Source organism: Saprospiraceae bacterium (genome assembly GCA_016719615.1).
Classification (GTDB): domain Bacteria; phylum Bacteroidota; class Bacteroidia; order Chitinophagales; family Saprospiraceae; genus Vicinibacter.
The window spans coordinates 1-14,272 of sequence record JADJYQ010000013.1 but is presented as its reverse complement, the minus strand read 5'-3'; the positions used below and the strand labels follow the sequence as shown (position 1 = coordinate 14,272).

Below are 14,272 nucleotides of genomic sequence, written 5' to 3'. Positions count from 1 at the left end.
TCTATGCAAAAGCTAAGAAAACTATTAAAATTGACTTTGGAAGCCTTATCTGATCGTAAGATTAGTCAGCTTACCGGAATGTCGAGGAATACCATTGATAAATACAAAGAGGTATTCGATAAGCATCCTTTGAGTTATCAACAATTACTTAAACTATCGGACAAGGAGTTATATTCTATTGTCTACCCTCCAGCTGAGCAAGACCCCAGTCATGATGAATTATATCGTTTGTTCCCAGATATGGAAAAACGATTAACAAAAGTTGGAGTGACCAAACTTTTGCTCTGGGAAGATTACAAAAGGGAGTTTCCTCAGGGTGTTCAATACTCCCAATTTTGTGAACATTTTAAACGCTATGAAAAAAGTCAGCAACTCAGTTATGTGTTTGATCATAAAGCCGGGGATAAAATCATGATTGATTTTGCAGGTAAAAAATTGCACTTAGTGGATCCCGATTCTGGTGAACTTATTCCAGTTGAAGTATTTGTTGGTATTTTGCCCTGTAGTGGATACACATTTGCAATCGCTATTCCAAGTCAAACCACACCTGATTTTTTATACGCATTAGAATCAGCTCTACATTATTTTGGGGGCGTTCCACAGGCGATCGTTACTGACAACCTAAAGCCTGCTGTAAACCGTGCCAGCAAGTACGATCCTGAGTTGAATAAAAGTATGGCAGATTTTGCGGAGCATTATGATGCCGCAGTATTACCTACACGCGCACGCAAACCAAAAGATAAAGCCTTAGTTGAATCTGCCATTAATATCCTATATACCAGAATTTATGCTCCGCTCCACGACAAAGTTTTTCATAGCCTTCGAGACTTGAATGAAGCCATTCGTATATTGCTTGATAAGCACAATAGTATTCTTTATCAACAAAAACCATTTAGCCGCAAACAACAATTTGATTCAGTAGAAAAAATCAACTAAAACCATTGCCTGAACTAAAATTTGAATTTAAAAAATATCAACAAGCAAAGGTTCAACCCAATTGTCATGTATTGCTTAGCGAGGATCGCAAGTATTACTCTGTACCATACAGTTATACTGGTCAAAAAGTTGATATTGGGTATACCGCCACAACCGTGGAAATATTTTCTAAACATGAGCGAATAGCCCTACACCAAAGGAATAGAACATGGAGCAAGTATACTACCAATGGAACTCATTTGCATCCCAATCACCAATATTACCGTCGCTGGAATAAAGATTTTTTTGTCCAGGAAGGGGCTAAGATAGGAGAACATACAATTCGTTTTATGGAACAACTATTTGCGCAGAGCAAACATCCTGAGCAAGCTTTTAAAAGCTGTCAGGGAGTGCTCCATCTTGCAACAAAAAACGGAAACGATAAGGTAGATCAGGCTGCTGGAATCTGTCTACAATTTGATTATGTATCATACCGGAAATTGGAACAAATTCTCTCAATGGATTTTCAAAATATCAAATGGGACGAAGCTTCTCCAACCCAATTGGATCTTTTTCATGAAAATATCCGAGGTCAAATGTATTATAAGTAACCTTTTAAATTATCTATATGAATCAACAAAGTACTTTAGATTCCATGCGCAACTTGCGGTTAACTGGAATGGCCGATCGATACGAAGCCATTATTCATTTACCAGCACACCAAAAACCAGATGAATCCATTTTAATTGGCCAATTGGTAGAAGCTGAATTTTTGCACCGTAATCATCGCAAAACTCAAACTTCTGTAAAGAATGCAAAGTTTAGGTATCAAGCTAATCTTAACGATGTGATTTGTACACCACAAAGGAATCTCTCAAAAGAAATAATTTCTTCAATATCGGATTGCTCGTTCATAGATCGTGGTGAAAATATTATCATTACCGGTGCTACAGGTTGCGGGAAAAGTTTTCTTGCATCTGCTATCGGATATCAAGCTTGTATTAAAGGCAAACGTGTCGCTTATCTTTCATTACCTAAACTGTTTGCAAAAATTAAATCAGATAAATTGGATGGTGCATTCCGCAAAGACATTGATAGACTTGAAAATAAAAATCTTGTTATTTTAGATGACTGGGGTTTGACTCCCCTCGATACTCAGGCTCGTTTAGCTTTGTTGCAAATAATGGAAGATAGACATAACAGATATTCCACCATAATCGTCTCTCAACTTCCTGTAGCTGCATGGCATCAATATATTAATGAAAATACCATTGCCGATGCTATCCTTGATCGTATAATACATCAAGCTCATAGAATTGAACTAACCGGTGAATCTTTACGCAAAATGTCAAAAATTAATCAACAATAATTACTTTTGGCTTATGGTCTTTTATCTACTTATTTAGTGGCTCACTTTGCTCCGGAATCCCTGGCTCACATTCAACCGGAATTAGTGGCTCAGTTTAGACCGGAATGGGTGGCTCAGATTGCCCGGAATATTCACTTTCATTAAGATGTGTGCAGAATGCGGAATAGATAAGTGGGAAATCTGTATGAACAAAATGACCTGCAACTATTACGACAAAGCAGGAAATAACATATGGGTGGATGGAATACTACAATAAAAATGATCTGCAACAAAAAAAAAGGAATATGGCAATTTATCACTTTATACGCACCCAGAAATTACCTGCTTCAAGAGTTGAATTATGGGATTTTATTTCGTCTCCGGCCAATTTAAAGGAAATAACACCTGACTACATGGGCTTCGAGGTAACAAATATATTGGGTGTTGAAAAAATGTATCCGGGCATGATCATTGCCTATAAAGTGAGCCCTTTGTTTGGTTTAAAACTCAATTGGCTTACAGAAATAACCCATGTTAAAGACTTTGAATACTTTGTTGATGAGCAAAGAGTAGGCCCTTACTCACTGTGGCATCATCAACATAAATTGGAGAACATTGAAGGAGGAGTTTTAATGACCGATATTGTAACTTATAAACCGCCAATGGGTATTTTGGGGATCATAGCTAACTTTCTCTTTATTGAAAAAAAACTAGATGAAATATTTGATTATCGAAAAATTGTTTTAGAGAAGAAATTCGGGAAATTCGAATCCTAATATGCACTTTTTATGAATTCCACTATGGTTACGGATACTTTATTAATCAACAAATACTTCTTGTTTATATCAAGATTTTAGACTTTTAATTTTACCTTTAATTCATCGTAACTTCAAAATCTCGTAACGAAGTGATGACGCGGTTATTGGCGTGTTTTCAACAGCACGGCTCTAAATTTGCGACAATTCAAATCATTTAAATTTATGAAAAAGACATTACTGAAGGTCCTTTATGGGATCTTTGCTGTCGTATTATTGCAGGTCAACAGCAAAGCACAAATCCAAATCCTGCAGGAATTTAAGAATTATCATTCTCGATCTATTGGTACTTATCAAAACATACATTACCGCGAAGCAGGATTCTCCTCTCTTTATCCCATTGCTGGAAGTCAGGGTACCGAATTCTGGACTTGCTCAGATCGTGGCGTAAACATTGACGCAGCCAATGCAAATGAAGTGGCTTGTCGACCTACCTATGACAAAATTTTTCCCTTTCCAAGTTATAGTCCTAAAATTCACAGGTTAAGACTAAGAGGAGACAGTATACAAATCATTCAGACCATTCCTGTTAGAAGACCCAACGGGCAGGGTGCAACAGGACTTATCAATCCAACAGGTCTCGGCAGCACAGCCCTTGAAATGCCATCAGTTGATACAGTTAATTCTTGTTCTTCCTTCATGCAGAAACTTACACAAAAGGATACGTTTGGAATTGATTGCGAAGGTCTAGTCGTTGACCCCGATGGTAATTTCTGGTTATGCGAAGAAGGCGGCCCAACCATTTGGAAGTTGAACAAAGCGGGAGTTCTCATTCAGCGTTTTACTCCCTAATGCCAATTTAACTGGAAGACAACAGGTAGATGTATTGATAGACACTGTTTTTAAATACCGCAAGAACAATCGCGGCTTTGAAGGGATTGCTATTACTCCCAATGGCAAAATTTATGTAGCCATCCAAAGTCCATTATTATTTCCTTCAAAATCAATTGGCGAAAATTCGAGGATTCATCGAATTTTGGAAATAGATCCTGCAACCAATATTACCAGAATGTTTGCGTATCTGAATGACGGGATCATTGGAAAGGTGGTGACCAGATTCGACTACGCGACTGGAAAATTGGTGATTTGTATGCAGTTAACAATAATGAATTGTTGGTACTTGAAGCCGCAGCTCGTGGAGCAACTGACATTAAAAGATTATATCGAATTAACTTGGCCCACGCCACCCCTGTACATGGAGGTCTTTATGGTAATATGAGTTTAGAACAATTGGTAGATTCAACAGGTCTTGCAGCAAACAGAATTGTTCCGGTGACCAAAACACTGGTCATGGATCTACTGGCGAATGGATGGCCATCATCTTTAGATAAAGCTGAAGGGCTATCCATCTTAAATGATAGCACAATCATTATAGGAAATGATAACGATTATGGTCAATCATCTCCCCAATGAAAACGGAATTGCCTCCACAACCGGAAAACTAAGTCAATTGATAATCTTTGGACTTAAAGGTTCGGATAAAATTTCAGGATTTCAAGCCGTGCATCCGGTTACTCAAGGGCTAACAGGACCAAGTACCCAGCAATCTCCATATATTCTTCCGGATGCACCCGGTGTTCAATTTACTTCAATTCTTTCGGCTGGAGAAACTATAAATGGTTATACACTATGCGGCATTCCAGATGGTATGGGGGCATATGACAATGGAAATGGCAACTTCACCATCTTGCTGAATCATGAAGTTGGAGCTGGAGGTGGGGCTATTCGCGCTCATGGTTCTACAGGTGCTTTTGTATCTAAATGGACCGTCCGCAAATCCGACTTAAAAGTATTACACGGTGAAGACCTTATTAAATCCGTAAACCTCTGGAATGGAACCGCATATGTAAAAGGTACTACCGCATTTTCTCGCTTGTGCTCCGGAGATCTTGCTCCCTACACTGCTTTCTATCATAAATCTGGTTTTAAAAGATTAGGAACAATGACCAGATTGTTCCTGAATGGAGAAGAAATTGGAGCAGAAGGTCGCGCATTTGCCCACATCGTTACTGGTTCAAATGCCGGGGTCAGTTACGAACTTCCATATTTGGGTAGGGCTTCTTGGGAAAATGTGCTAGCTCACCCTGAATCAGGAGAAAAGACGATCGTAGCTTTACTTGACGACAGCAATGAAGGCCAAGTATATTTTTACTATGGAACCAAAGGGACCGCAGGCAATGAAATTGACAAGGCTGGACTTTCCAAAGGAAAATTGTACGGACTTAAAATTGAGGGTTATAAAACTGAGTTAGATTCCACGATACCGTCAGATTTAATGCAGTTTAGTCTCGCAGATCTTGGGACTGTTCAAAAAATGTCTGGAGCAGAACTGAATACTTTGAGCAATAATTTGAGTGTAACCAGTTTTAAACGTCCGGAAGACGGCACTTGGATTTCAGGCAAACCCAATGAATTTTATTTTGTCACCACCAATGCATTCAACGCACCAAGTAGGATGTGGAAATTGACATTTAACGATTTAAAAAATCCAGCAGCTGGAGGTACAATTTCAGTTGTTTTGAATGGAACCGAGGGACACAAAATGATGGACAATATTTGCGCAGATAATGCCGGCCATTTGTTGATTCAGGAAGATGTTGGCAACAATGCACGATTAGGAAAAATTTGGCAGTACAACACCTCAACGGATCTATTGAAATCAGTAGGGGAACATGACCCAACGCGATTTCTTAACGGAGGCTATAATTATCTGACTCAGGATGAAGAATCTTCTGGAATTGTAGATATTAAAAATATACTAGGGCAAGGAATGTTTTTGCTTAATGATCAGGCCCACTACACCATAGGAGGGGAAGTTATAGAAGGAGGACAGATTTTAGTTATGTTCAATCCTGATACATACAATGAGAGACCTACTGTCATGTTAGAAGCTGAAATGTCTGATGACAAAAGCCATGAAGAGGAATCTGTTGAATCAAAAATTGCTTCAAATATATACCAAATGATATCCAATCAGAATTCGGATACAAACCTGTTAAAAATATATCCTAATCCCATATCTACTGGTCAGTATTTGACACTTGAATTAAATCTTTCGAAAGAACAGATGGTCTTTGTGAGTTTATATAATATTTCAGGCCAACAAATTTGGAACGAACAATTGCTAGTGCCTGGCAAAAGAATTCGATACACACATCCATTTGCCGAAAATTTAAATCGGGGTATATACCTGTTGTCTTGTCGTTTACTTGATAAAACCATAAATCAAAAAATTATCATTAAATAATTATTTTAATATAGCCCTTTAAAAGCCTTGTCCTTCAAACGGACAGGGCTTTTTTTATGCTATGAGTACTTAATTTTTTGATGAAAATTACGGACGCAAAATTTTAGCAAAGAATTGTAGAGTTGCTTTTGTGAAAATATTTTCACTTATACTTTGACTTAATTCTCAATACCAAAACAATGTTTTATAATATTTATTGGATCCTTGGCATCAATTGGATAGCGATATTTGTTTTCATGCAGAATAATATAAATTAAACAAGAAATGAATAACGCGATCGCATTCTCAAATAAATTGCTGTTTCAATCATAAATTCTTCGCAAGTACATTGTAAAACTCATAAATCGATAAAATCCTATATACTTTATAATCTTTACCATAATTTTAATGCTTTTCAAATCCAAAAATTAGGAATTTAAGTGATGATCTTCATTCTTATCTCCACAAACATTTTATCTTGCGATTTTCAGACAATTATCAATTTTAGAACCTTACTACAATGTTTTTAAAAAAACTTATTTTACTCTTGACTTGTGCTTTTAGTATAACATTCTTGTTGGCGCAAGACAAAAAGGAGGCAATGCAGAAGTTAATGCAGACTTATCACGAGTTCAAGATGTTTGATGGAGCTGTTTTACTTGCAGAAAATGGTAATATCATATACAAGGATGCATTTGGATTGGCTAATAGAGAATGGAACATTCCCAATACTACGAATACAAAATTTATGCTTGGTTCTATATCTAAGCCATTCACCGCAACTTTAATTTTAATTTTAGTGGAGAAAGGATTGTTGAGTTTGGATAAATCTATTGATTCATATTTACCGGAGTTTATGGATAAGCCGGCAGCTAAAGTTACCATTAAACAATTATTGAACCATACTTCTGGATTGCAAAATTATGAAATAATGAAGGATTTTTTTCCTAAATGAGCCGCCAAAGTTTTAGCAGAGAGGAGTATGTTAAAATTTATAGAGACTCTGCATTGGCATTTTTACCTGGTACTCGATATTTGTATAGCAGTTGGGCTTATTTTACTTTGGGTTTTATTATTGAAAAAGTTACTGGGAAGTCTTATCAAAATGCCATGAGAGATGAAATTTTTAATAAAATAAATATGCATCATTCAGGTTCCTATTCGCATAGAGATATTGTAACTCAAAGAGCTGCAGGTTATGACTATGGTTTAGGAAACTACATTTCGGCCGATTTCAGGGATCAATCAAACACTATGGGTACAGGCGATCTTTATTCAACTGTAGAAGACCTGTTCCAATTTCATATGGCCATTGCAAATTATAAATTACTAAGTAAATCGCTTACAGAAGAAATGTTAGCTCCCGGAATGAGACCTGCCAGATATGGTTACGGTTGGTTTAATCAAAATTTTAAGTATACTCCCACCGATAGTGTTGCAGCAAATTATCATTTAGGTTCAACCGAGGGATTTATATCTTTTATGATTCGAATCCCAGAAACAAATAGTATGGCAGTTATTTTATGCAATAGTGCGCCGACTGATTTTTTTGGAATCATTAAGAATATATTGAGGATACTTTACAACAAATCGGTTGTTTTGAAAGAACCTATTCATAAAAAAATGGAGACAATATTATCCCAAAAGACTGCGGATATAGCAGTTGCAGATTACCATATTATGAAATTGGATACTACAAAGTTTTATGCAGACTGGTTGCAAATGTATTATTTGGCGGAAAAATTATTCAATTTAAACAGACACGATGATGCCAGAGTCATTGCAGAAAACAATGTCCTTGAATTTCCAGATAGATATTTGCTAACATTGGCATTGGCAAATATTTATTCTGCTTTGAATAGAAAAACAGAGGCCCTCAAATTCTATAGGCAGACACTTCAATTAAACCCAGAGAATGAAGAAGCTCATATCAGATTAAAGGAGTTGCAATTAAAATAAATGGAATATCACCATATCAATCGTTCAGCAAGGCTCATCCGCATTTCGATTGTAAGTAAACCAAAGCCTTATTTTCATTAAAATTCTATACCTTAATTCCTGTTCGGGAGAATTCTTCTGGATCCTTTATTTTGCCTTGAAATGGAAGTCTACTTATCAAATTTTAGTTCTATTGTTCTATTACTATACTCATGGGCAGAATAAATACACGCCCATTTGCTATGCGAATTCTAATTAAAGTATTCGCATAGCATCATTCAAAGAATGCCCAATAGAATTTCTGCGGTAATGTGAAATTGTTAATGAATAGCCATCGGTATTCAAAATTTCCCTTTTTGTCTAATGCTCAAGGACAAATGGAGATTCATTCTTTTCACCTTCACCTGTTGGTTCCCAACCGCAACCCAGGTATCCGCGTTCAGTTTCGTAATAAACTGGTTTTTCGTTTCGAAGCAGATCAGCAATCGCGTTAAATTCTGTTGCTGTATCCAACCATTCGTGGGCGCTCGATTGATTCTCCAGCGTAAGCCAAACTTCGCCCTTGTTGTTTCGGATTCGCCAGTAAAGCGAATAGTCAATTACTTTTAACCACATTTGTTTTAATTTATTTAGTGAGGATTAACAGCAGGTATACAGGCCATTTTGCATTTTTTCAAATCAGCTTTTATTTTAGCTACATTTCTGCGACATTGAGTATAGCATTTTAATTTATCGTCTTTAATTCGTTCCAAACAATTTAGTCTTTCATTTTGTGGTGTATTAGGACCAAGGCAATGCGCTAGACCAATTAACCATGTGCTATCACACTTGTTTTCACAGGAATTCTCTGGTTCCATTGGCGGGTCTGCATTTTCTTCACAGATGGTAATACAACGGTGGTACGAAGAGATTTCATTTCTCACATCATTTCTGTCCACGCAGGAACAAAAAGTCAGCCATGTGAATAAAAAAAGAAAATAAGGAAGAGTTTTACTTTTCATGTTAAATTATTTTAATTGATTAATAATGATGTTATCTAATGAGTTGACAATACTAGCTCTTTGTAAATGATTTTGTTAGATGACCTTCGGCATTGCTGATGCTCATTAAATAAATTCCTGGAATCAACAATTCTGCATTATACTCCACTTGTATTCGGTCGGCAGCAGATTTTATTTTCTTCTGCCAGATCAAATGTCCATTTTGATCATTGATGATGAGCATTAGGTCATCAGATCTTTCCATTTGAATGTCAATCGTAAGAATGTCGTTTACTGGATTTGGACTCAATTGAACTTCTGCTTTTAATTCATTCGTAGAAAAAATTCCAGTCAGCGGGTCACCAACATATGAAAAAAGTTTCGTTCCATGATCCTGATCTTTTTAATTGACCTTCCCCGGCAAAACCTACTTGTGGGCTTATAAATCTTGCTGCATTTAATTCATTTGCTTCTCCTATTTGTAACCAGGTTTGGCCTTTATCTTTTGAAATATATGTTTTAAATGGTCCGCCTTCTATAGATTCTGAAATATTAAGAAACAGAAAATAGGACTCCGGAATCAAACTAAATGACCAAAAGTAATGATCAGCAGTTACAAATGGTGCCGTTACATCTGACCAGGTTTTACCGCTATCTTCTGTATAATATAATCTTCCCGTTTGGTTGGGAACTCCCCCATAACAAACACCATGTGAAGCATCGACAAATTTTAGAAATGCGATATTACCTTGTGCAATTTCATCAACTATCCAGTTGTTTCCACCATCTTCGGATGAGTAGATTCTACCATGAGATGTTCCAAACCAAATGTGATCACCAATTCTTGTTAATTCTCCATTATAACCAATTTCATCTGTAAGGGGCTCTGGGATATTTGATCTTGGAATCCTATTCCAACTTGCACCACCATCTGTTGTTTTATAAATTTCAAAATAAGCATCTGGTGAATTCAAATCCGGAATCGGATCGCCCATGGCAATTCCATTCAAAGTATCTTTAAACGAAATTGCATCAATAAACGAAGAACCATTTGTAAAAATTGAATTTGCAATTCTAGTCCAGTTGCTACCACTATTTCGCGTTCTGTAAATTAAATTCTGACCAGAACTTAAGAGGTAAATACCAATGATGGCATGTTCGGCATCAAAGGGATGGATCGTCGAAAGGTAGGGTGCCAGTGTCTCTGAAAGTGGAAACCTGATTGCTTTCCAACTTGTACCCCCATCATTGGTTCTATAACAATAAACATCAGAGTTTCCATAATTGAAGCCATTAATGGCTGGATCCCAGAAAAACTCAGTACCTCCTAACCATGCCGTTTGTTTATCGACCAGTTGGTTTTCATAAAGCCAAACTGTATCGTTAGTTTGTGGTATCTGAGAGTTCCATTGTCCAGATATTTCCATCGCGTTAGCGGTGAGTAATAAAAATAGAATTGTTGTTTTGTAAAAATTTGATTTCATACCCGTTTTTCATATTTATACATTTGGGTATAAAAATCTTAGCAATCTGAATAAATCTTCAGTCAGGAGAAGCCCTTTGACCTATTGAAGCTATACTATAGTTGAGAGATTTTATAGCTACTACTCCATTAACACGAACCCGGCCCAATAATAGGGTTCTAGTCCTTTGTTGTGCAATGATTGCTGAGCAGCAATCAAAGAAGCACGAATGGTCATTTTATGATGAATAAGATTTTTATAAAAAAGTTCCATAAGTTCAGATGTTTGCTTATCCGGAACTTGCCACAAGGACATGAGAATGTTCTGCACGCCTGCAATTTTAAACGCTCTTTGCAAACCATACACGCCTTCAGTAGTTCCAATATCGCCTAAACCGGTTTCGCATGCGGACAAAACAACAAGCTTTGTGTTGCTTAAATCCATTTGGCTTATTTCAAACGAAGTAAGGATGCCGTCGTCTTCCGAATTGTGTAAAGGCCCAGCTTTGATCCATGTAATTAGCACCAGCCATGATTAAGCCCGAACGAATCATGGGATCTGGTGAGTTCATAAATACAGGTTCGTTTTCAATGGAGCCTTTTTTATTTTATTGGATGTAATAGGATCGGGAAAGAAAAATCCGTGCGTAGAAATATGGATAATGCCCGGAGAAACCATCCTTTCAGTTGAGCGCCCCAAAGATTTAAAATATTCTTCACTAGCCAATTTACCATATACACTTGAGGTCTTAATATTATTCTTAGAAGTAATTTCTTGGATCTTATCAATTTCAAACCTTGCACCAGGTAAGATATTCCATTTATTGGCTCTGAATGTTGAATCTACAGTATAAAATGAATGCGATCCTCTTGTCATAGATTCTTGATTCGTAGCTTGATCATGGGGATGCTACCAGCTTATTTGTATCTATGTCGAGCTCATATTCAATTCCTCCAATAAACACGCAGTCATTAGATATTGAATCCTTAAAAGTAGGATCACTAACAAGATTGCGTGTGCTTGACATTAATATGAACTGATAATCATTCATCAATAAGTGTTTAGACTTGCTTTGAACGATAGGCCCTAAATTTAAGCGATGTAAAAGTCCAACCGGAGAGTAATATATAGTTTTTACCTGGTTCAAAAATGGTTCTAGGGGCTTCCAAATGAAATGCTCTAAACTTTTGCTATTGTTTTCTTCAATGGATTCAGGAACGTACAACTTTGATACGTAGTCCATTCTCTTTTTGGGGTCATCTGAAATAATGGCCCGTAATTTCTGTTCCTCACACATAAGTATAAACTCAGGATTTGGAAATTCAGGTCGAATTAAAAGAGCGGCATACCAGAAACTATCCAGTAGCGGAGAATCTTCTCCTATATTCAGTCTTATAAATTCGATGGCGGCTTCACCCGATTTTAATTGCGAATGAACTTGTTTCCAGCTTACCAGGTCTAATAATTTTTCGATTCCTTGAACATGTGAATTTAATTGCCTCTCACAAAAATTTGCAGTTTCTTCTAAATCTGATATTCTTTTTTGTTCACTTAATGGTTTTGAATATTCATTGGCAAGCAAACGTTTGCTTGATTTATATTTTTCAAATAGTTTATGTGCGTTAGTATCGCAGTTGATCAATTTGTTTTTAATGTAGCGTGAATATTGAAGAATGCCACGATATAACAAAGCATCATCATACAATAAACCCGCATAGGATTTGGAATTAAATTCTTTTTTTCCGATTAATATCGAATTATAGTGTAACATTTTCTGTGTTAGTAAATCGACTTCTGAGTCTGCCATAAATTTGAAAGAATTCAAGAGTTTCTTTTTAGTTGCATTGTAACTTAAAAAGAAATATTTACGAGCAGAGTCAGGCTGGTTAATTTTTAAATAATCAGAACAAAGGTTAAAATATATTCCATTCAAAAGATCTGACTCCGGCGAGTACACACCGTTTGCAATATTCAATGCTTCGCGATCTGATTCAAGCGCTTCCGCATACCTGTGATGATTGTATAACCAAACGCTGTTTTGATTTAATGTCATTGCCAACGTATAGTTAGTCGTTTCACTGCTGCGTGCTTTTGTCATGATGTCTTTTGCATAAGACTCCGGTACATTTTCTCCGGTCATGTCGCCCAAACTTATTAAGGCTCCTTTGACGTATGGAAAATTAATTTCCTTGTCTTCTGCAGTTAGCTCATCCGAGTTTAAAATAAACATATACATTTCTTTCGCAGCTGAAAAATTTTTCTGTTCAAGATAAACATTTCCAATATTATAAAGAACTGAGTAGTAATCCCAGTTTTTGGTACCAATGCTTGACTTTGTAGCCGATTTAGCTTCGTATAGATATAACAATGCCTTGTTGAAGTTGCCAATCCTTTTGTAGTGAATACCAAGGCCTTTTAAAAGCAACGCATAGGAAGGTCTGGCTTTTAACTTAGGTTCGTTTTGGTATACTTCATAACTTTCCTGAAACAGAGCTTCTGCTTGTTCAAAATCAGCGAACCTGTCTTTCATTAGAAATGCCAATTCTGCAATGCAATCTGCATATATCGATGTATTGGTCTTTTGAGTGCTCGTAAAATTTGCAAATTCTCGTATAGGTAGTGGATTGCAGAATCAAAATGATTTTGGACGTTGTATAATTTAACCAAGTGATAAACTGTGGTGGCATATTCCATGGAATTTTCCCAAATACAGCCTCTCTATTGTTAAGACTTTCTATACCGTATCTTGTGTCCAGTTCATAGTTTTCTATTTTTGCATTCAGAATTGATAAACTGTATATTTACATGGCTGACTTGGGATGCAACTTTCCATACTTAAGATTTCTTAATTTAAATAGATCCAGCATCAATAATTCTGCTTCTTTAAATCGACCATGATTTGCAAAAAGTTTAGAAAGCTCATCTAAACTGATTTCATAATTTTCCGATATAAGTATCATTATAAAATTTGCTTAATTCAATGGTTTTTTATACTGTATTATTGCCTCCTCTGAATCCTGAAGTTTGTTCGCAGAGCGAGCAAGGTAATAGTATACTTCCAGATATTTTTGTGAGGTATTACCATAATTTTTAATAATTAATGAATCAACATTTAAAAATATGCCGTGTGCGTTTTTAAAATCATTGGAATTTATATATTCCTTCCCTAAAATTATCATCGAATCCAGCTGCTTTGCTAGAATTTTCTCAGCAGGTTTTTGGCCAAAAACGGTGAATGGAATGATGGTAAAAAAAATGTACTTGAAGGAATTCAAAATATTTTAGTTTGAAATTTTATTTAATAATGTCTGAGCTTTTTTATCGTACTTAATTCAAGAATTTAAAAGATAAGTCTTTGCCTGTGAAAAATTTCTCTGCTGAATTTCAGAAAGAGCAAGATACCAGTAAACTTTTTAATATAGCGGGTCTGTTGGTTTTTAAGAATTGATTTTAATACTACTTTTGCCTCTTCAATTTGATTTGGAGCCATCATTGCATTGGCTTGTAAAAATCTGAAATTGTCGATTCGTTGTAGTGAAGCATCGAGAGTTTCAAATATTTTTAATGCTTCTTGTATTGTGCGTCAA

General features: G+C 36.2%; 17 protein-coding genes and 1 pseudogene. 10 read left to right on the top strand and 8 right to left on the bottom strand.

Going from position 1 to position 14,272, the window contains the following annotated elements; all coding sequences use genetic code 11:
• The first annotated feature begins 3 nt into the window (after positions 1-3).
• The 10 genes from IPM92_17320 to IPM92_17275 all read left to right on the top strand — a co-directional run bounded on the left by IPM92_17320 (position 4) and on the right by IPM92_17275 (position 8,263).
• Complete coding sequence (locus IPM92_17320) at positions 4-936, top strand: IS21 family transposase (protein MBK9110070.1); 933 nt, start codon at positions 4-6, stop codon at positions 934-936.
• A 5-nt stretch (positions 937-941) separates the two neighbouring features.
• Positions 942-1,526: a hypothetical protein gene (locus IPM92_17315; GenBank protein MBK9110069.1), complete on the top strand. Its 585-nt coding sequence runs from the start codon at positions 942-944 to the stop codon at positions 1,524-1,526.
• 17 nt (positions 1,527-1,543) lie between these two features.
• Positions 1,544-2,284 carry an ATP-binding protein gene (locus IPM92_17310; GenBank protein ID MBK9110068.1) on the top strand — a complete coding sequence of 247 codons (741 nt, stop codon included), beginning with the start codon at positions 1,544-1,546 and terminating at the stop codon, positions 2,282-2,284.
• 145 nt (positions 2,285-2,429) lie between these two features.
• A complete protein-coding gene (locus IPM92_17305) occupies positions 2,430-2,540 on the top strand; it encodes a DUF1398 family protein (protein ID MBK9110067.1) in 111 nt (36 codons plus the stop codon).
• Between the two features lie 28 nt (positions 2,541-2,568).
• Positions 2,569-3,039 carry an SRPBCC family protein gene (locus IPM92_17300; protein MBK9110066.1) on the top strand — a complete coding sequence of 157 codons (471 nt, stop codon included), beginning with the start codon at positions 2,569-2,571 and terminating at the stop codon, positions 3,037-3,039.
• A 204-nt stretch (positions 3,040-3,243) separates the two neighbouring features.
• Entirely contained in the window at positions 3,244-3,870 is a 627-nt protein-coding gene (locus tag IPM92_17295; protein ID MBK9110065.1) for an esterase-like activity of phytase family protein, read from the top strand.
• A 34-nt stretch (positions 3,871-3,904) separates the two neighbouring features.
• Positions 3,905-4,297: an esterase-like activity of phytase family protein gene (locus IPM92_17290; protein MBK9110064.1), complete on the top strand. Its 393-nt coding sequence runs from the start codon at positions 3,905-3,907 to the stop codon at positions 4,295-4,297.
• Positions 4,298-4,468: 171 nt separating this feature from the next.
• On the top strand, positions 4,469-6,325 hold the full coding sequence (locus IPM92_17285) for a T9SS type A sorting domain-containing protein (GenBank protein MBK9110063.1): 1,857 nt from the start codon (positions 4,469-4,471) through the stop codon (positions 6,323-6,325).
• Positions 6,326-6,905: 580 nt separating this feature from the next.
• Positions 6,906-7,259 carry a beta-lactamase family protein gene (locus IPM92_17280; protein MBK9110062.1) on the top strand — a complete coding sequence of 118 codons (354 nt, stop codon included), beginning with the start codon at positions 6,906-6,908 and terminating at the stop codon, positions 7,257-7,259.
• Positions 7,256-8,263, top strand: coding sequence for a serine hydrolase (locus tag IPM92_17275; protein MBK9110061.1), 1,008 nt, complete (start codon positions 7,256-7,258; stop codon positions 8,261-8,263). The genes IPM92_17280 and IPM92_17275 overlap by 4 nt, the downstream gene beginning before the upstream one ends.
• Positions 8,264-8,602: 339 nt before the next feature.
• Here the strand turns inward: IPM92_17275 and IPM92_17270 are convergent, their stop codons facing one another.
• From IPM92_17270 to IPM92_17235, 8 genes and pseudogenes are all read right to left on the bottom strand, one after another.
• Positions 8,603-8,857 carry a hypothetical protein gene (locus IPM92_17270; protein MBK9110060.1) on the bottom strand — a complete coding sequence of 85 codons (255 nt, stop codon included), beginning with the start codon at positions 8,855-8,857 and terminating at the stop codon, positions 8,603-8,605.
• 14 nt (positions 8,858-8,871) lie between these two features.
• Positions 8,872-9,243 carry a hypothetical protein gene (locus IPM92_17265; protein MBK9110059.1) on the bottom strand — a complete coding sequence of 124 codons (372 nt, stop codon included), beginning with the start codon at positions 9,241-9,243 and terminating at the stop codon, positions 8,872-8,874.
• 52 nt (positions 9,244-9,295) lie between these two features.
• On the bottom strand, positions 9,296-9,532 hold the full coding sequence (locus tag IPM92_17260) for a T9SS type A sorting domain-containing protein (protein MBK9110058.1): 237 nt from the start codon (positions 9,530-9,532) through the stop codon (positions 9,296-9,298).
• Positions 9,533-9,581: 49 nt separating this feature from the next.
• Positions 9,582-10,706, bottom strand: coding sequence for a hypothetical protein (locus tag IPM92_17255; protein ID MBK9110057.1), 1,125 nt, complete (start codon positions 10,704-10,706; stop codon positions 9,582-9,584).
• 120 nt (positions 10,707-10,826) lie between these two features.
• Positions 10,827-11,238: pseudogene (locus IPM92_17250) on the bottom strand (CHAT domain-containing protein).
• Between the two features lie 14 nt (positions 11,239-11,252).
• A complete protein-coding gene (locus IPM92_17245) occupies positions 11,253-11,561 on the bottom strand; it encodes a CHAT domain-containing protein (protein ID MBK9110056.1) in 309 nt (102 codons plus the stop codon).
• Between the two features lie 22 nt (positions 11,562-11,583).
• Complete coding sequence (locus IPM92_17240; protein MBK9110055.1) at positions 11,584-13,215, bottom strand: tetratricopeptide repeat protein; 1,632 nt, start codon at positions 13,213-13,215, stop codon at positions 11,584-11,586.
• 442 nt (positions 13,216-13,657) lie between these two features.
• Positions 13,658-13,960: a hypothetical protein gene (locus IPM92_17235; protein MBK9110054.1), complete on the bottom strand. Its 303-nt coding sequence runs from the start codon at positions 13,958-13,960 to the stop codon at positions 13,658-13,660.
• Positions 13,961-14,272 lie beyond the last annotated feature (312 nt).